This is a genomic window from Streptomyces sp. V4I23, assembly GCF_030817975.1.
Lineage (GTDB): Bacteria > Actinomycetota > Actinomycetes > Streptomycetales > Streptomycetaceae > Streptomyces.
Map to the genome: position 1 here is coordinate 3,358,975 of NZ_JAUSZW010000004.1, position 17,530 is coordinate 3,376,504.

Annotated in this window: 13 protein-coding genes; 2 read left to right on the forward strand and 11 right to left on the reverse strand. The window is 71.7% G+C overall.

Features of this window, described 5'->3' with window-relative positions:
• Positions 1 to 53: 53 nt before the first annotated feature.
• Both QFZ82_RS17390 and QFZ82_RS17395 read right to left on the reverse strand, forming a co-directional pair.
• Positions 54 to 1,271: a DUF2092 domain-containing protein gene (locus QFZ82_RS17390; RefSeq protein WP_307714036.1), complete on the reverse strand. Its 1,218-nt coding sequence runs from the start codon at positions 1,269 to 1,271 to the stop codon at positions 54 to 56.
• Between the two features lie 163 nt (positions 1,272 to 1,434).
• Complete coding sequence (locus QFZ82_RS17395) at positions 1,435 to 2,445, reverse strand: polyprenyl synthetase family protein (RefSeq protein ID WP_307714037.1); 1,011 nt, start codon at positions 2,443 to 2,445, stop codon at positions 1,435 to 1,437.
• A gap of 219 nt (positions 2,446 to 2,664) precedes the next feature.
• On the opposite strand from QFZ82_RS17395, the gene QFZ82_RS17400 reads away from it, so the two are divergent.
• The gene (locus QFZ82_RS17400) at positions 2,665 to 4,638 is read left to right on the forward strand and encodes a CocE/NonD family hydrolase (protein ID WP_307714038.1); all 1,974 of its coding nucleotides are present in this window, start codon (positions 2,665 to 2,667) and stop codon (positions 4,636 to 4,638) included.
• A 113-nt stretch (positions 4,639 to 4,751) separates the two neighbouring features.
• On the forward strand, positions 4,752 to 5,978 hold the full coding sequence (gene fahA / locus QFZ82_RS17405) for a fumarylacetoacetase (protein WP_307714039.1): 1,227 nt from the start codon (positions 4,752 to 4,754) through the stop codon (positions 5,976 to 5,978).
• 66 nt (positions 5,979 to 6,044) lie between these two features.
• Here fahA and QFZ82_RS17410 read toward each other — a convergent pair whose 3' ends face one another.
• From QFZ82_RS17410 to QFZ82_RS17450, 9 genes are all read right to left on the reverse strand, one after another.
• Entirely contained in the window at positions 6,045 to 6,338 is a 294-nt protein-coding gene (locus QFZ82_RS17410) for a hypothetical protein (protein ID WP_307714040.1), read from the reverse strand.
• A gap of 141 nt (positions 6,339 to 6,479) precedes the next feature.
• Positions 6,480 to 8,135 carry an NADH-quinone oxidoreductase subunit NuoN gene (gene nuoN / locus QFZ82_RS17415; protein WP_307714041.1) on the reverse strand — a complete coding sequence of 552 codons (1,656 nt, stop codon included), beginning with the start codon at positions 8,133 to 8,135 and terminating at the stop codon, positions 6,480 to 6,482.
• Entirely contained in the window at positions 8,132 to 9,721 is a 1,590-nt protein-coding gene (locus QFZ82_RS17420; RefSeq protein ID WP_307714042.1) for an NADH-quinone oxidoreductase subunit M, read from the reverse strand. Before QFZ82_RS17420 ends, nuoN begins: the two co-directional genes overlap by 4 nt.
• Before the next feature lie 5 nt (positions 9,722 to 9,726).
• Positions 9,727 to 11,670 (reverse strand): NADH-quinone oxidoreductase subunit L, encoded by a 1,944-nt coding sequence (gene nuoL / locus QFZ82_RS17425; protein WP_307714043.1) that lies wholly within the window; start codon positions 11,668 to 11,670, stop codon positions 9,727 to 9,729.
• A gap of 15 nt (positions 11,671 to 11,685) precedes the next feature.
• Complete coding sequence (nuoK, locus tag QFZ82_RS17430; RefSeq protein WP_064070011.1) at positions 11,686 to 11,985, reverse strand: NADH-quinone oxidoreductase subunit NuoK; 300 nt, start codon at positions 11,983 to 11,985, stop codon at positions 11,686 to 11,688.
• On the reverse strand, positions 11,982 to 12,821 hold the full coding sequence (locus tag QFZ82_RS17435; RefSeq protein ID WP_307714044.1) for an NADH-quinone oxidoreductase subunit J: 840 nt from the start codon (positions 12,819 to 12,821) through the stop codon (positions 11,982 to 11,984). Before QFZ82_RS17435 ends, nuoK begins: the two co-directional genes overlap by 4 nt.
• On the reverse strand, positions 12,818 to 13,480 hold the full coding sequence (gene nuoI, locus QFZ82_RS17440) for an NADH-quinone oxidoreductase subunit NuoI (RefSeq protein ID WP_373429296.1): 663 nt from the start codon (positions 13,478 to 13,480) through the stop codon (positions 12,818 to 12,820). Before nuoI ends, QFZ82_RS17435 begins: the two co-directional genes overlap by 4 nt.
• The gene (gene nuoH, locus QFZ82_RS17445) at positions 13,443 to 14,840 is read right to left on the reverse strand and encodes an NADH-quinone oxidoreductase subunit NuoH (RefSeq protein WP_307714047.1); all 1,398 of its coding nucleotides are present in this window, start codon (positions 14,838 to 14,840) and stop codon (positions 13,443 to 13,445) included. Before nuoH ends, nuoI begins: the two co-directional genes overlap by 38 nt.
• Before the next feature lie 124 nt (positions 14,841 to 14,964).
• Complete coding sequence (locus QFZ82_RS17450) at positions 14,965 to 17,472, reverse strand: NADH-quinone oxidoreductase subunit G (protein WP_307714049.1); 2,508 nt, start codon at positions 17,470 to 17,472, stop codon at positions 14,965 to 14,967.
• Positions 17,473 to 17,530: the final 58 nt, after the last annotated feature.

Below are 17,530 nucleotides of genomic sequence, written 5' to 3' on the forward strand. Positions count from 1 at the left end.
GCGGCGGGTCGGACACCGCGGCGGGCCGGCCGCAGCCGGGCCGGCCGTGGCCGCTACTTGTCCTGGTTGGCCGCCTCGACCAGGGCGTCCTTCGTCACGGCGCCGACGTAGACCGTGCCGTCGTCCGTCATCAGGGCGTTGACCAGGCGCGTGGAGAAGACCGTGCCCTCGCCGAACGTGCCGGTGACCTTGTCCCCGAAGGCGTCCAGGAACTGCTCGGCCTCGGCCGGGACGTCGCCCTTCTCCGGAGCCTCGGCGCCCGCTCCGCCGGGCGCCTCGATCCGGGCGATGGACGTCCAGCCCTCGCCGATGACGTCCGGTCCGGCGAAGTCCGCCAGGCCGCCCTCGAACTCCTCGCGGGCGTGCTTGTCCCCCTCCAGCCTGTCGGCCTCCGTCACCTTCGCCCCCTTGGGCGGGGTGAAGTCGAAGGTCGAGGCGGCGGGCCGGGAGAAGTCGACCTTGGTGAAGCCCGCGTCGACGACGGCCTTGCCGCCGCTGCTCGGCGTGAGCGTGAACTTCAGCGGGGTGCCGGTCTCCGCGTCCACCGCGATGGTGACCGAACCGACCGTCGAGCCCTTCTGCTCGGGCTTGACGACCAGCTTGTACGCGTCCCGGCCGGCCACCTTGGCCGTGCCGCCGACGGTGATCGACGTCGTGCCCTCGGAGGCCTTCAGCACCTCGTCCGCGAGCTCCTTCGGCGTGGCCGGCAGGTCCTCCCCCCGCTTCTCGGCGGAACCGGAGCCGTCCTCGCCCTTGCCGGCCTCCTCGGCGTGGAAGACCTCGTTCGAGGCGCTGTCGTAGCCCCACATCTCGTCGCCGTTGTGGATCAGGCTGTACTCGGCCGAGTCCCGCAGGATCGAGATCTTCTGGCGGTCGGGCCCGTCGGCCGCGATCCGCAGCGTGTGCGTGCCCGAGGCGAGCTCGGTCAACTGGGCCTGCGGGTCGGCAAAGGAGCCCTCGGCGCCCTCGCCGCCCGCCCCCGCGAGCGAGCCGGCCAGACCGTCGAGCGCGGGCAGTCCCAGGTCGGTGGTGATCTTGACGGTGCCGGAGAGCTGCTCGGTGTCGGACGCGGCGATCTTCTCGATCAGCTGCTGAGCGGTGATCTTCGGCAGATCGGGGTCACCGGAGGCGGCGAGCGCCGGGACGAGCCCGATCGTCCCCGCCGCGACCCCGGCCACCGCGAGGGGGACGAGATAGCGGGAGGCCTTGCGGCGCCCCGCCGCGAGGCCGTCGGCCGCCTCGGTGGAGTGTGCGCTGTCGTTCGGTGCCATGGTGTGCCCTACCTCCGTGGTTGGTCAGGGGTGGTGTTCACCATCTGACCAAAACGGCCGCGGGGAAGCGTCAGCCCGCGGGCGCAAACCCGCGTACCCCTCTGGGATGACACCGGCCGCCCTCAAGTCCCCCGCCCCGTAGGGGGCGAGCAGGTCCCGGGGCTCAGCCCGCGCGGTGGACCACCGCGTCGCACAGCTCCTCCAGCGCCGCCTTCGCGAAGCAGTCGGGCAGCGGGGCGAGCATCGCCCGCGCCTCCTCCGCGTAGCGGACGGAGTCCCGCCGGGCCTGCTCCAGCGCCGGGTGCTCGCGCAGCCGGCGCAGCGCCTCGGCGTGCCGCTCGTCGTCGCTGAGGTCGCCGTCGAGCAGGGCGACGAGCTCCAGGTCCTCGGGGCGGCCGTGCGCCTCGGCCGCGGCGCGCAGGTGCAGCACCGGCAGCGTCGGGATGCCCTCGCGCAGGTCGGTGCCCGGCGACTTGCCGGACTCGTGCGCGTCGGAGGCGATGTCGAGGACGTCGTCGGCGAGCTGGAAGGCGACGCCGAGCCGCTCCCCGTACTGCGTGAGAACGTCGACGACCCGCTCATCGGCGCCGGACATCATCGCGCCGAAGCGGCAGGACACGGCGACCAGCGAACCCGTCTTGCCGGCCAGCACGTCGAGGTAGTGCTCCACCGGGTCGCGGCCGTCGCGAGGGCCCGCCGTCTCCAGGATCTGTCCGGTGACCAGCCGCTCGAACGCCTCCGCCTGGATGCGTACGGCCTCCGGGCCGAGGTCGGCCAGGATGTGCGAGGCGCGGGCGAACAGGAAGTCGCCGGTGAGGACGGCCACGGAGTTGCCCCAGCGGGTGTTCGCGCTGGGCACGCCGCGCCGCACGTCCGCCTCGTCCATCACGTCGTCGTGGTACAGCGTCGCGAGATGGGTGAGCTCGACGACGACGGCCGAGGGCACGACGCCCGGCGCGTGCGGGTCGCCGAACTGGGCGGTCAGCATCACGAGCAGCGGGCGGAAACGCTTCCCACCGGCCCGGACGAGGTGCTGTGCGGCCTCCGTGATGAACGGGACCTCGCTCTTGGTGGCGTCGAGCAGGCCCGCCTCGACAGCCGACAATCCGGTCTGGACATCGGCCTCAAGAGCCTGGTCCCGCACGCTCAGCCCGAACGGCCCGACGACGGTCACGAGGGGGTCTCCTGTCTGCTGACGATCACACGGATTGTCGATGTGTCGCTGGATTCACTCAAGTCAGCGTATCCGGTCGGCTTTCGATCACCATGAGCGCCTTCCCGCCACCCCCGGTATGTTCGTGATCAGCCGCAATGACCTGGAACAGGGGCTTTTACCCCTACCCGTGATGGTCCCCGCCGCCCCTCGGCGGGGCCCCGCCGCCGAGGTACAGCCATGCGTATCCGCAGAGACTTTCCGCACGAGACGGCTCACGAGGACCTGCACGTCCGCCTGCCCGACGGCATCGCCCTGTACGCCCGCCTGTGGCGGCCGGTGACGGACGAGCCCGTGCCCGCCCTGCTCGAGTACGCGCAGGACCGGCTCACCGACGCGACAGCGGTCCGCGACGGGGAGCGCCACCCCTGGTACGCGGGCCACGGCTACGCCTGCGTCCGCGTCGACGTGCGCGGGCACGGCAACAGCGAGGGTGTGCCCGGCCCGGAGGGCGGTGCGGCCGAGCTCGCGGACGGCGTCGCGGTGATCGAGTGGCTGGCACGGCAGCCGTGGAGCACCGGCCGGGTCGGCATGATCGGCATCGGCGCGGCCGGCCGGAGCGCGCTGCAGATCGCGGCCCTCGCGCCGCGGCCCCTGCGGGCCGTGGTCGCGGTGGGCGCGAGCGACGACCCGTACGACACCGACGGGCCCTATCTCGGCGGATCGGTCACCGGCGAGTCGCTGCACTCCCGGGCCGCCGCCCGGCTCGCGCACGCCGCCCGGCCGCCGGACCCGCTGCACACGGGGGACGCGTGGCGCGCGATGTGGCTGCGGCGGCTGGAAGCCGTCGAGCCCGGCGTGCCCGCGTGGCTGGCGCACCCGCTGCGCGACGAGTTCTGGCGGAGCGCCGGGATCAGCGACGACACGGACGCGGTGCGGGCGGCCGTCCTCGCGGTGAGCGGCCTGCACGACCCCGCCCGCGACGCCGTGCTGCGGCTCGTGGAGCGGCTGCCGGCGGACCGGGTGCGCGGACTGATCGGGCCGTGGCCGCGCCAGTACCCGGACCGCGACCCCGAACGGGGGATCGGCTTCCTCCAGGAGACGCTGCGCTGGTGGGACCAGTGGCTGAAGGACCAGGACACGGGCGTGCTGTCCGAGCCGCTGCTGCGCTGCCGGCTCGGGCCGTCCGCGCCCCGGCCCGGCCGCTGGACCGGCGAGGACGCCTGGCCGTCGCCGCACGTCACCGTCGTCCCCTACGCGCTCGGCGCCGCCCCGGGCGCCCCCGTACCCGTTTCTTCCCCGCAGCACACCGGGACGGACGCGGGCCGGACGCGCCCCGTGGGCCACGCCGCCGATCTGCCGCCGGACCAGCGGGAGGAGGACGCGCGGTCGGTCTGCTTCGAGTTCCCCGTCGGCACGGCGCCGGTCGTCGTCCTGGGACGGCCCCGGGTGACCCTGCGGCTGCGCCTGGACGCGCCGCACGGACAGGCGGTGGCCCGGCTCTGCGACGTCGCACCGGACGGCGCCTCCACGCTCGTCACGCGCGGCGCCCTCGACCTCGCCGCGCGTGCGGGCCGGGAGCGGGCGCTCGCCTGGACGCCGGGCACGACGGAGGACGTGTCGTTCGACCTGTCCCTGGCCGGGCACACCTTCGCGCCGGGCCACCGCGTCCGGCTCGCGGTCTCCTCCGCGTACTGGCCCTGGCTCTGGCCGCATCCGGACGCGGCGGGCTTCACCCTGGACCCGGCGGGCTCGCGGCTGGAGCTGCCGGTCCGCGAACCGGCCGGGCCCGGCGGCGCGTTCGCGGAGCCCGAGCACTCCGAGCCGCCGGCCGTAGCGGTCCCCCAGACCCTCGACGGGGACCGCCCCCGCCTGCTGCTGACGCGTGACGTGGCGGACGGCCTGTGGACCCTGGACGCGACGCCCCACCGAGGGGGCACGCATGTCCACCCGGACGGCCTGGAGCACACCGAGGAAGCCCGCGCGACGTACGCGATCCGGCAGGACGATCCGCTCTCCGCACAGGCCCGCACCACCTGGACGATCCGCCTCCACCGGCCGGAACTCGGCTGGGACGTCCGCGTCGAGACCCGCTCCGCCCTCACCTGCGACGCGGCCGGCTTCCTGTCCTCGGACGAGATGGTGTGCCGCGACGGCGACGAGATCGTGTTCCACCGCACCTGGGAGAAGCGCCTGCCCCGCACGGCGCACTGACGGGACGACGGCCCGCGCCGGAGCACCTCCGCGTGATCCATTGGGCCCTGCCGCGGCAGGCGGGCGGGCACGTAACGTGTCACCCACACCCGTGGAAAGCGAGGCAGGCACCGATGTCCGAGCAGAGCCCGCTCGATCTGGCCGAGGGCGACCCCTTCGGCCCGCACAACCTTCCGTACGGCGTCTTCACCACGGCCGACGAGCCGGAGCGCCGCAGGCTCGGCGTCCGGATCGGCGGCCATGTGCTCGACGTCGGAGCAGCCGCCCTCGCGCTCGGCTCCCCGTACGCCGGGGTGCTGGCGCAGCCCAGCCTCAACCCGCTGCTCGCCGCCGGGCGCACGGCCTGGCGCGACGTACGGCGCGCCCTGACCGCCTGGGTCACGGTGCCCGCGCACCGGCCCGACGTGGAGCCGCTGCTGCACCCGCTCGACGCGGTGACGATGCACCTGCCGTACGAGGTCGCGGACTACGTCGACTTCTACGCGAGCGAGCACCACGCCACCAACGTCGGAAAGATCTTCCGGCCCGACGGCGACGCGCTCACCCCCAACTGGAAGCACCTGCCGATCGGTTACCACGGCCGGTCGGGCACGGTCGTCGTGTCCGGTACGGACGTCGTCCGGCCGTCCGGGCAGCGCAAGGCGCCCGCCGACCCGGCCCCCGTCTTCGGCCCGTCCGTGAAGCTCGACATCGAGGCCGAGGTCGGCTTCCTCGTCGGCACTCCGTCCGAGCGGGGCAGGCCCGTCCCGCTCGCGGACTTCCGCGAGCACGTCTTCGGGCTCTTCCTGCTCAACGACTGGTCGGCGCGCGACATCCAGGCCTGGGAGTACGTGCCGCTCGGCCCGTTCCTCGGCAAGTCCTTCGCCACCTCGGTGGCGGCCTGGGTCACCCCGCTGGAGGCGCTGGAGGCCGCCCGGACCGCGCCGCCCGCACGGGACTTCGCTCTGCAGCCGTATCTCGACGACGCGGCCGAGGAGGAGCCCGGCGGCTTCGACCTGCGCATCTCGGTCGCGCTCAACGGTCATGTGGTGGCCGAGCCGCCGTTCGCCTCGATGTACTGGACGGCCGCGCAGCAGCTCGCGCACATGACGGTCAACGGCGCATCGCTGCGCACGGGCGACCTGTTCGGTTCGGGCACGGTCAGCGGTCCCGAGGTGAACCAGCGCGGCTCCTTCCTCGAACTCACCTGGAACGGCCGCGACGCCATCGAACTGCCCGACGGCAAGCGCACGTTCCTGGAGGACGGCGACGAGGTGACGCTCACCGCCTGGGCCCCCGGCCCCGACGGCGTCCGCGTCGGCCTCGGCGAGGTCACGGGCCGCGTCGTGGCCTCCGCCTGACCGGCCCGCACGGGCCCCGCCGCCACTCCTCGGCGGCGGGATCCCGGGCGGCCGAGGGCCCGCCCGTCAGAACTCCACGAGCCTGACCACGACCATGAACGAGCCGCAGGCCAGCATGAACAGCGCGAACGCCGCCTTCCACGGGCGGCGCCGGCGCACCAGGTCCCGGCCCGCGCCCGCGATCGCGAAGACCGCGCCGATCACGCCCAGTGCGCCCATGACGGCAGCGGTCCAGTAGGCCCAGGGGTGCTCCCCCAGCAGGCGCAGGAGGAGCAGGGCGGGCCCCAGGAACCCGAGTGGCCACATGTGGTCACCGCCGGACTCCTCCGCCGCTCGGTGCCGGATCTGCTGCTCGGTCATGTCTCCCCCGTGGTCGTCGGCCGTTCGTCTCGCCCCGGGTAGGACGACGCGCAGCACCGCCGGGTTGCCCCGGCGGTACGCGGACACGGCAGAGGGCCCGGTCTCTCCTCGGGGAGAGGCCGGGCCCTCGGGCGTGCCGAGCTAGCGCACGAACACGCTCGCCTGGCCGGCCAGATCCAGGAAGTACTGCGGCGCGAGGCCCAGCGCCAGCGTGACCGCCACGCCGACGCCGATCGTCGTGATCGTCAGCGGGGACGGCACGGCGACCGTCGGGCCCTCCGGCTTCGGCTCGCTGAAGAACATGAGCACGATGACCCGGATGTAGAAGAACGCCGCGATCGCCGACGAGATCACACCCACCACGACCAGCGCTCCCGCGCCGCCCTCCGCCGCCGCCTTGAACACCGCGAACTTGCCGGAGAACCCGGACGTCAGCGGGATGCCGGCGAAGGCGAGGAGGAACACCGCGAAGACCGCCGCCACGAGCGGCGAACGCCGCCCGAGACCGGCCCACTTGGACAGGTGCGTCGCCTCGCCGCCCGCGTCGCGGACCAGCGTGACGACCGCGAACGCGCCGATCGTCACGAAGGAGTACGCGAGCAGGTAGAACAGGACGGACGAGATGCCCTCGGGCGTCGTGGCGATCACACCGGCGAGGATGAAGCCGGCGTGGGCGATCGACGAGTACGCCAGGAGCCGCTTGATGTCGGTCTGGGTGATCGCGACGATCGCGCCGCCGAGCATCGTGACGATGGCGACCGCCCACATGACCGGGCGCCAGTCCCAGGTCAGGCCCGGCAGCACCACGTACAGCAGCCGCAGGAGCGCGCCGAAGGCGGCGACCTTGGTGGCCGCGGCCATGAAGCCGGTCACCGGGGTCGGCGCGCCCTGGTAGACGTCGGGCGTCCACATGTGGAACGGCACCGCGCCGACCTTGAACAGCAGGCCCATGAGGATCATCGCGCCGCCGATCAGCAGCAGCGCGTCGTTGCCCATCGTGTCGGCGAGCGCCGGGTCGATGGTGCGGATGCTGCCGTCGACGACCTCGGCGATACGGGCGTAGGACACCGAGCCCGCGTAGCCGTAGAGGAGCGCGATGCCGAAGAGCAGGAACGCGGAGGAGAACGCGCCCAGCAGGAAGTACTTCACGGCCGCTTCCTGCGACATGAGCCGCTTGCGGCGGGCCAGCGCGCACAGGAGGTACAGCGGGAGGGAGAAGACCTCCAGGGCGATGAACAGCGTCAGCAGGTCGTTGGCGGCCGGGAAGACCAGCATGCCGGTGATCGCGAACAGGACGATCGGGAACACCTCGGTGGTGGTGAACCCGGCCTTCACCGCGGCCTTCTCGTGGTCGCTGCCCGGGACCGCGGCGGCCTCGGCGGCGAACGAGTCGACGCGCTTGCCGTGCGCGGCAGGGTCGAGGCGGCGCTCGGCGAACGTGAACACGGCGACCAGCGACGCCAGCAGGATCGTGCCCTGCAGGAAGAGCGCCGGTCCGTCGACCGCGATCGCGCCCATGGCGGCGATGTGCGCCTTGGTGGTGCCGTATCCGCCGGCGGCGAGCCCGACGACCGCGGCGAAGGAGGCCGCGAGCGCGACGACGGTCAGGAACACCTGGGTGTGGTACCGGATCTTGCGCGGGACGAAGGCCTCCACGAGCACGCCCAGCACGGCCGCGCCGACGACGATCAGCACGGGTGCCAGCTGGGCGTACTCGATGTGGGGCGCGGGGATCTTGCCGAGCGGCTCGACCTCCGCAGCCGTCGTCCACAGGCTGTGGACAGCTGTAGCGCTCACTTGGCCGCCTCCACATCGGGCCGGGGGTCCTGCTTCTGTACGTCGGACATCGTGTGCTCCACGGCCGGGTTGACGATGTCCGTCAGCGGCTTCGGGAACACGCCGAGGAAGAGCAGCAGCGCGATCAGCGGTGCGACGACCGCCAGTTCACGTGCCTTGAGGTCGGGCATCGCACTGACCTCCGCCTTCACCGGGCCGGTCATCGTGCGCTGGTAGAGCACGAGGGTGTAGAGCGCGGCGAGCACGATGCCGAAGGTCGCGATGATGCCGGCCACCGGATAGGCGGCGAACGTGCCGACCAGGACCAGGAACTCGCTGACGAACGGCGCGAGTCCGGGCAGTGACAGGGTGGCGAGGCCGCCGATCAGGAACGTGCCCGCGAGCACCGGGGCGACCTTCTGCACACCGCCGTAGTCGGCGATGAGCCGCGAGCCGCGCCGCGAGATCAGGAAGCCGGCCACCAGCATCAGCGCGGCGGTCGAGATGCCGTGGTTGACCATGTACAGCGTCGCGCCCGACTGGCCCTGGCTGGTCATCGCGAAGATGCCCAGGATGATGAAGCCGAAGTGCGAGATCGAGGCGTACGCGACCAGGCGCTTGATGTCCCGCTGGCCCACCGCGAGCAGGGCGCCGTAGACGATGCTGATCAGCGCCAGCGTGATGACGACCGGCGTCGCCCACTTCGACGCCTCCGGGAAGAGCTGGAGGCAGAAGCGCAGCATCGCGAAAGTGCCGACCTTGTCGACGACCGCCGTGATGAGCACGGCGACCGGGGCGGTCGCCTCGCCCATCGCGTTCGGCAGCCAGGTGTGCAGCGGCCACAGCGGGGCCTTCACCGCGAAGGCGAAGAAGAAGCCGAGGAACAGCAGCCGCTCGGTGGTGGTCGCCATCTCCAGTTGGCCGCTCGCCCTGGCTTCGGCGATCTCGGAGAGCGAGAAGCTGCCGGCGACGACGTACAGGCCGATGACGGCGGCCAGCATGATCAGTCCGCCGACCAGGTTGTACAGCAGGAACTTCACGGCCGCGTACGACCGCTGGGCCGCCGCGTTCTCGTCCGTGCCCGCGTGGGCGCGGTCGCCGAAGCCGCCGATGAGGAAGTACATCGGGATGAGCATGGCTTCGAACAGGATGTAGAAGAGGAAGACGTCGGTGGCCTCGAAGGAGAGGATCACCATCGCCTCGACCATCAGGATCAGCGCGAAGAAGCCCTGGGTGGGCCGCCACCGCTTGCTGCCGGTCTCCTGAGGATCGGCGTCGTTCCAGCCGGCGAGGATCACGAACGGGATCAGCAGCGCGGTCAGCGCGACGAGCGCGACCCCGATGCCGTCCACGCCCAGCTCGTACCGCACCCCGAAGTCCTTGATCCAGGCGTGCGATTCGACGAGCTGGTAGCGGTCGCCGCCGGGCTCGAACCGTACGAGCACGATCGCGGCGAGCACGAGCGTCGCCAGCGAGACCAGCAGGGCCAGCCACTTGGCGACCGTCCGGCGCACGGCGGGCACGGCCGCCGTGGCGATCGCGCCGAGCGCCGGGAGCACGGCCGTTGCCGTCAGCAGAGGAAAGCCTGCGTTCACTACTTCGGACATACCGATCAGACCGCCCTCATCAGCAGGGTCGCGGCGATCAGGATCGCCGTACCGCCGAACATCGAGACCGCGTAGCTGCGGGCGTAGCCGTTCTGCAGCTTGCGCAGCCGGCCGGAGAGCCCGCCGAACGTGGCCGCCGTGCCGTTGACCACTCCGTCGACCAGGGTGTGGTCGACGTAGACCAGCGAGCGCGTGAGGTGCTCGCCGCCGCGGACCAGGACCACGTGGTTGAAGTCGTCCTGGAGCAGATCGCGGCGGGCGGCGCGGGTGAGCAGCGAGCCGCGCGGCGCCGTGACGGGCACCGGGCGGCGCCCGTACATCAGGTACGCGAGCCCCGCGCCGAGCAGCAGCACGACGACCGTCGAGGTCGTGATCGCCGGGACGCCGATGACGGGGTGCGGGTGCTCGAACTGCGTGACCGGCTCCAGCCAGTGGACGAAGGACTCGTTCAGGCTGAACAGACCGCCCGCGAAGACCGACCCGAAGGCGAGCACGATCATCGGGATCGTCATCGACTTGGGCGACTCGTGCGGGTGCGGCATCTCACCGGGGTGCACCTCGATACCGGGCTCGACGCTGGGCGCCGTGTCCGGGTCGGGCGCGGGCTGCCAGCGCTTCTCGCCGAAGAACGTCATGATCATCACGCGGGTCATGTAGAACGCGGTGATGCCGGCGCCCAGCAGGGCCACGCCGCCGAAGATCCAGCCGCGGATGCCGTCGTCGTACGCGAAGGCCGCCTCGATGATCTTGTCCTTGGACCAGAAGCCGGACAGGCCCGGGAAGCCGATGATCGCCAGGTAGCCGAGGCCGAAGGTGACGAAGGTGACCGGCATGTACCTGCGCAGGCCGCCGTACTTGCGCATGTCGACCTCGTCGTTCATGCCGTGCATGACCGAGCCCGCGCCGAGGAACAGCCCGGCCTTGAAGAAGCCGTGCGTCACCAGGTGCATGATCGCGAAGGCGTATCCGATGGGACCGAGACCGGCCGCCAGGATCATGTAGCCGATCTGCGACATGGTCGAGCCGGCCAGCGCCTTCTTGATGTCGTCCTTGGCGCAACCGACGATCGCACCGAAGAGGAGCGTGACCGCGCCGACGACGACGACCGCCAGCTGGGCGTCCGGCGCGGCGTTGAAGATCGCGCCGGAGCGGACGATCAGGTAGACCCCGGCGGTGACCATGGTGGCCGCGTGGATCAGGGCCGAGACCGGGGTCGGGCCCTCCATCGCGTCCCCGAGCCAGGACTGCAGCGGCACCTGGGCCGACTTGCCGCACGCGGCGAGCAGCAGCATCAGGCCGATGGCCGTCAGCATGCCCTCACTCGTCTCGCCCGTGGACTCCAGCACCGGCCCGAAGGCGAAGGTCCCGAAGGTCGTGAACATCAGCATGATCGCGATCGACAGGCCCATGTCGCCGACGCGGTTGACCAGGAAGGCCTTCTTCGCCGCGGTGGCCGCGCTGGGCTTGTGCTGCCAGAAGCCGATGAGCAGGTACGAGGCGAGACCGACGCCCTCCCAGCCGACGTACAGCAGCAGGTAGTTGTCGGCGAGCACCAGCAGCAGCATGGCCGCGAGGAAGAGGTTCAGGTAGCCGAAGAAGCGGCGGCGCCGCTCGTCGTGCTCCATGTACCCGACGGAGTAGAGGTGGATCAGCGTGCCGACGCCCGTGATCAGCAGGACGAACGTCATCGACAGCTGGTCGAGCCGGAAGGCGATGTCCGCCTGGAAGCCCTCGACGGGAATCCAGCTGAACAGCGTGCTGTGCAGGGCGCGTTCCTCCGCGCCCTTGCCGAGCATGTCGGCGAAGAGCACGGCGCCGATGACGAAGGACGCGGCGGCGAGCAGGGTGCCCAGCCAGTGGCCGGTGCGGTCGAGCCGGCGGCCGCCGCAGAGCAGCACCGCCGCTCCGAGCAGGGGCGCCGCGACGAGCAGCGCAATCAGGTTCTCCACGATTCGTCCGTCCCCTTACAGCTTCATCAGGCTGGCGTCGTCGACCGAGGCCGAGTGGCGGGAACGGAACAGCGACACGATGATCGCGAGTCCGACCACGACCTCCGCGGCGGCGACCACCATCGTGAAGAACGCGATGATCTGGCCGTCGAGATTGCCGTGCATCCGGGAGAACGCGACGAGCGCGAGGTTGCACGCGTTGAGCATCAGCTCCACGCACATGAACACCACGATCGCGTTCCGCCGGATCAGCACACCGGCCGCACCGATGGTGAACAGCAGGGCAGCGAGATACAGGTAGTTGACCGGATTCACCGCTTGGCCTCCTGTCCGTCCCGGTCGTGCTCGTCCCGGCCGCGTCCGAGGCGCTCCTCGGAGCGCTTCTCGATCGCCTTGAGGTCCTCCAGCGCGTCGGCCGACACGTCGCGGATCTGGCCGCGGTCCCGCAGGGTCCGGTTGACGGTGAGCTCGGACGGGGTGCCGTCCGGCAGCAGTCCGGCGATGTCCACGGCGTTGTGCCGGGCGTAGACACCGGGCGCGGGGAGCGGCGGCAGGTGCTTGCCTTCGCGTACGCGCTGCTCGGACAGCTCCCGCTGGGTCCTGGCCCGCTCGGTGCGCTCGCGGTGCGTGAGCACCATCGCGCCGACCGCGGCCGTGATCAGCAGGGCGCCGGTGATCTCGAAGGCGAAGACGTACTTGGTGAAGAGCAGCCGGGCGAGGCCCTCGACGTTGCCGCCGTTCGCGGTGTTGGCGACGCCCAGCCCGTTGAAGTTCTTCAGCGAGGCGTTGCCGATTCCGGCGATCAGCAGGATGCCGAAGCCGAGCCCGCAGGCGGCGGCCAGCCAGCGCTGCCCCTTCAGCGTCTCCTTCAGCGAGTCGGCTGCGGTGACGCCGACCAGCATGACGACGAAGAGGAACAGCATCATGATCGCGCCGGTGTAGACGATGATCTGCACGACGCCGAGGAAGTACGCGCCGTTGGCGAGGTAGAAGACCGCCAGGACGATCATGGTCCCGGCGAGGCTGAGCGCGCTGTGCACGGCCCGCTTCATCAGGATCGTGCCGAGCGCCCCGACGACCGCGATGGTGCCGAGCACCCAGAACTGGACGGCCTCGCCCGTGGAGGTGACGGAGGCGGCGAGCAGGTTCATGCCCCGATCACCTTCTTCGAGGCCGGTTCGCCCTCGCCGAACGTCGACTCGGCCTCCTGGACGGTCTCGCCCTTGGAGTGGGCCACCTGCTGGACCGTGCCGGGCGCGGCCTCCGTGACCAGCCCCCGGTAGTAGTCCTGTTCGTCCATGCCGGGGTAGATGACGTGCGGGCTGTCGACCATGCCCTCCTCCAGACCGGCGAGCAGTTGCTCCTTGGTGAAGATGAGGTTCGCCCGGCTGCTGTCGGCCAGCTCGAACTCGTTGGTCATCGTCAGCGCGCGGGTGGGGCAGGCCTCGATGCACAGTCCGCAGAAAATGCAGCGGGCGTAGTTGATCTGGTAGACGCGGCCGTACCGCTCGCCCGGGGAGTAGCGCTCCTCGTCGGTGTTGTCCGCGCCCTCCACATAGATGGCGTCGGCCGGACAGGCCCAGGCGCACAGCTCGCACCCGACGCACTTCTCCAGCCCGTCCGGATGGCGGTTGAGCTGGTGCCTGCCGTGGAAGCGCGGCGCCGTGACCTTCTGCTGCTCCGGATACTGCTCGGTCAGCCGCTTCTTGAACATGGCCTTGAAGGTCACGCCGAAGCCGGCGACCGGATTCTGGAACGCGCTCTCGGATTCCTCAGACACCGTCAGCCTCCTTTCCGTCCCGAGGACCATCACTGTCGGTTTGCGATCCGCCGCTGGCGATCAGTTCGCGGTCGCGGCGCGGGCGCCTGCGCGGCACCGGCGGCAACTCCTGGCCGGGCAGCGGCGGTACGGGGAATCCGCCCGCCATCGGGTCGAACGGGCCCGGTTCGGGCTTCGCGGCCTCGGCCTCCTTCTCCTTCTTGCCGCGGAAGACGTCGGCGACGAAGGACAGGAGCAGGACGGCGATCACGGCCCCGGCGACGTACAGCACGATCTGCTGGAAGTCGTAGTTCTCGTTCCGCAGTGCCCGCACGGTCGCGACCAGCATCAGCCAGACGACGGAGACCGGGATCAGCACCTTCCAGCCGAGCTTCATCAGCTGGTCGTAGCGCACGCGGGGCAGCGTGCCGCGCAGCCAGATGAAGAAGAACAGCAGCAGCTGGACCTTGAGGACGAACCAGAGCATCGGCCACCAGCCGTGGTTCGCGCCCTCCCAGAAGGCGGAGATCGGGTACGGCGCCCGCCAGCCGCCCAGGAACAGGGTGACCGACACGGCCGAGACGGTGACCATGTTGACGTACTCGGCCAGCATGAACATCGCGAACTTGATGGAGCTGTACTCGGTGTTGAAGCCGCCGACGAGGTCGCCCTCGGACTCCGGCATGTCGAACGGCGCCCGGTTGGTCTCACCGACCATCGTGACGACGTAGATGATGAAGGAGACCGGCAGCAGCAGGATGTACCAGCGGTCCGCCTGCGCCTCCACGATCGCCGACGTCGACATCGACCCGGAGTAGAGGAAGACGGAGGCGAACGCCGCGCCCATCGCGATCTCGTACGAGATCATCTGCGCGCACGAGCGCAGACCGCCGAGCAGCGGGTACGTCGAGCCGGACGACCAGCCCGCGAGCACGATGCCGTAGATGCCGACCGAGGCGACCGCGAGGATGTAGAGCATCGCGATCGGCAGGTCGGTCAGCTGCATCGTGGTGCGGTGGCCGAGGATCGAGATCTCGTTGCCGGCGGGGCCGAACGGGATCACGGCGATCGCCATGAAGGCCGGGATCGCGGCGACGATCGGGGCAAGGATGTAGACCACCTTGTCCGCGCGCTTGACGATCACGTCTTCCTTGAGCATCAGCTTGACGCCGTCGGCGAGCGACTGGAGCAGACCCCAGGGGCCGTGCCGGTTGGGGCCGATGCGCAGCTGCATCCAGGCGACGACCTTGCGCTCCCACACGATGGAGAAGAGCACCGTCACCATCAGGAAGGCGAAGCAGAACACGGCCTTGATGACGACGAGCCACCAGGGGTCGCGCCCGAACATCGACAGGTCCTCGAGAGCCAGGACGCTGCGCTGTGCTTCGGCGACATGAGCCAGCGTGGTCATGCGTGCACCTCCGTTGCGGGGGTGGCCGGGGCTGCGCCCGGCAGGCCGACGGGGGTCGAGGACCTGGACGGCCGCACGGCGTCGCGCAGGCGCGCGGCCGCCGGCCGGCGGGTGACTCGAGCGGTCATGACTGCACCTCCGGTGTCGCCTCGACGGCACCCGTCACGGCCGCGATACGGACCAGTTCGCCCGGACGGGCACCGGTGTCCGCCGTCACGCCGCCGCCGGCCGAGTTCATGGGCAGCCACACCACGCGGTCGGGCATCTCGCTCACCAGGAGCGGCAGCCGCACCGATCCGGCCGGGCCGGAGACCTGCAGTTCGTCGCCGTCCTCGACGCCGGTCTCGGCCGCGGTCGCCGCCGACAGCCGGGCCACGGCGGCGTGCCGGGTCGCGGCCAGCGCCTCGTCGCCCTGCTGGAGCACGCCCTGGTCGAGCAGGAGCCGGTGACCGGCGAGGACCGCCTCGCCGGCGCCCGGCCGCGGCAGCGGCCTCGCCGACTCGGCGGGTTCGCCGGCGCGGGGACCGTCCCAGCGGCCGAGCCGGTCCATCTCGGCGCGTACGGACGTCAGGTCCGGGAGGCCGAAGGGGATGTCGAGCGCGTCCGCGAGCATGTGCAGCACCCGCGCGTCGGTCGGCGGGAGGGGCCGGGTCATCTGCTCGGGCTTGAGGGCGGCCTCGAACATCCGCACCCTGCCCTCCCAGTTGAGGAAGGTGCCGGGCTTCTCCGCGACGGCCGCGACCGGGAAGACGACGTCCGCCCGGTCGGTGACCTCGCTGGGCCGCAGCTCCAGCGAGACGAGGAAGCCGACGGCGTCGAGCGCCTCCCGCGCGCGGGCCACGTCGGGCAGGTCGGCGACCTCGACACCGGCGACGACCAGCGCGGCCAGTTCGCCCGTGGCCGCGGCCTCGACGATCTGGCCGGTGTCCCGGCCGTAGCGGTGCGGGAGTTCGCGTACGCGCCAGACCTCGGCGGTCTCCTCGCGGGCCCGCGGGTCGGTGGCCGGGCGGCCGCCCGGCAGCAGCGACGGCAGTGCGCCCGCCTCGATCGCGCCGCGGTCACCGGCCCGGCGCGGGATCCACACCAGGCGGGCACCGGTGGCGGTCGCCGTGCGCAGGGCGGCGGTGAGGCCGCCGGGCACGGCCGCGAACCGCTCGCCCACCACGATCACCGCGCCGTCGGCGCGCAGCGCCTCGGCCGCCTTCGCGCCGTCCCCGTCCAGGCCGGTGCCGGAGGCGAGGGCGTCCAGCCACTCGGTCTCGGTGCCGGGCGCGGCCGGCAGCAGCGTGCCGCCCGCCTTGGCCAGGCCCCGCGTGGCGTGCGTGGCCAGGGAGAAGGTGCGCTGGCCGTGCTTGCGGTGGGCCTTGCGCAGCCGCAGGAAGACGCCGGGCGCCTCCTCCTCCGACTCGAACCCGGCGAGCAGGACCGCCGGCGCCTTCTCCAGCGAGGTGTAGGTGACTCCGGTGCCGGACAGGTCCCGGCCCTGCCCGGCGACCGCTGCCGCCAGGAAGTCGGCCTCCTCTGCGGAGTGGACCCGCGCGCGGAAGTCGATGTCGTTGGTGTCCAGGGCGACCCGCGCGAACTTGGCGTACGCGTAGGAGTCCTCGACGGTCAGCCGGCCGCCGGTGAGCACGCCGGCCCGGCCGCGTGCGGCACGCAGTCCCTCCGCCGCCGCCTCCAGCGCCTCGGGCCAGCTCGCCGGCTCCAGCTCACCCGTGTCCTTGCTGCGCACCAGCGGGGTGGTGAGGCGGTCGCGCTGCTGGGCGTAGCGGAAGGCGAACCGCCCCTTGTCGCACAGCCACTCCTCGTTGACCTCCGGGTCATCGGCGGCCAGGCGGCGCATGACCTTGCCGCGCCGGTGGTCGGTGCGGGTGGCGCAGCCGCCCGCACAGTGCTCGCACACGCTCGGCGAGGAGACCAGGTCGAAGGGGCGGGAGCGGAAGCGGTACGCGGCCGAGGTGAGCGCGCCCACCGGGCAGATCTGGATGGTGTTGCCGGAGAAGTACGACTCGAACGGGTCGCCCTCGCCGGTGCCGACCTGCTGGAGCGCGCCCCGCTCGATCAGTTCGATCATCGGGTCGCCCGCGACCTGGTTGGAGAAGCGGGTGCAGCGTGCGCACAGCACGCAGCGCTCGCGGTCGAGGAGCACCTGCGCCGAGATGGGCACCGGCTTCTCGTAGGTGCGCTTCCTCCCCTCGAAGCGGGACTCGGCCTGCCCGTGCGAGACCGCCTGGTTCTGCAGGGGGCACTCGCCGCCCTTGTCGCAGACCGGGCAGTCCAGCGGGTGGTTGATCAGCAGCAGCTCCATCACGCCCTTCTGCGCCTTCTCGGCGACGGGCGAGGTGAGCTGCGTCCTGACGACCATGCCGTCGGTGCAGGTGATGGTGCAGGAGGCCATCGGCTTGCGCTGGCCCTCGACCTCGACGATGCACTGGCGGCAGGCGCCGGCGGGGTCGAGGAGCGGGTGGTCGCAGAAGCGGGGGATCTCGATGCCGAGGAGTTCGGCGGCGCGGATCACCAGCGTCCCCTTGGGGACGGAGAGCTCGACGCCGTCGATGGTCAGCGAGACGAGGTCCTCCGGCGGCTGGGCCGCAGCTCCGCCGGCGGAGGCGGAGGACGTGGTGACGGTCATGCGTCCACCTCCGGGTGAGACGAGTCGAAGCCGCGGCCGGTGCCGGGCGCGTGCGCCG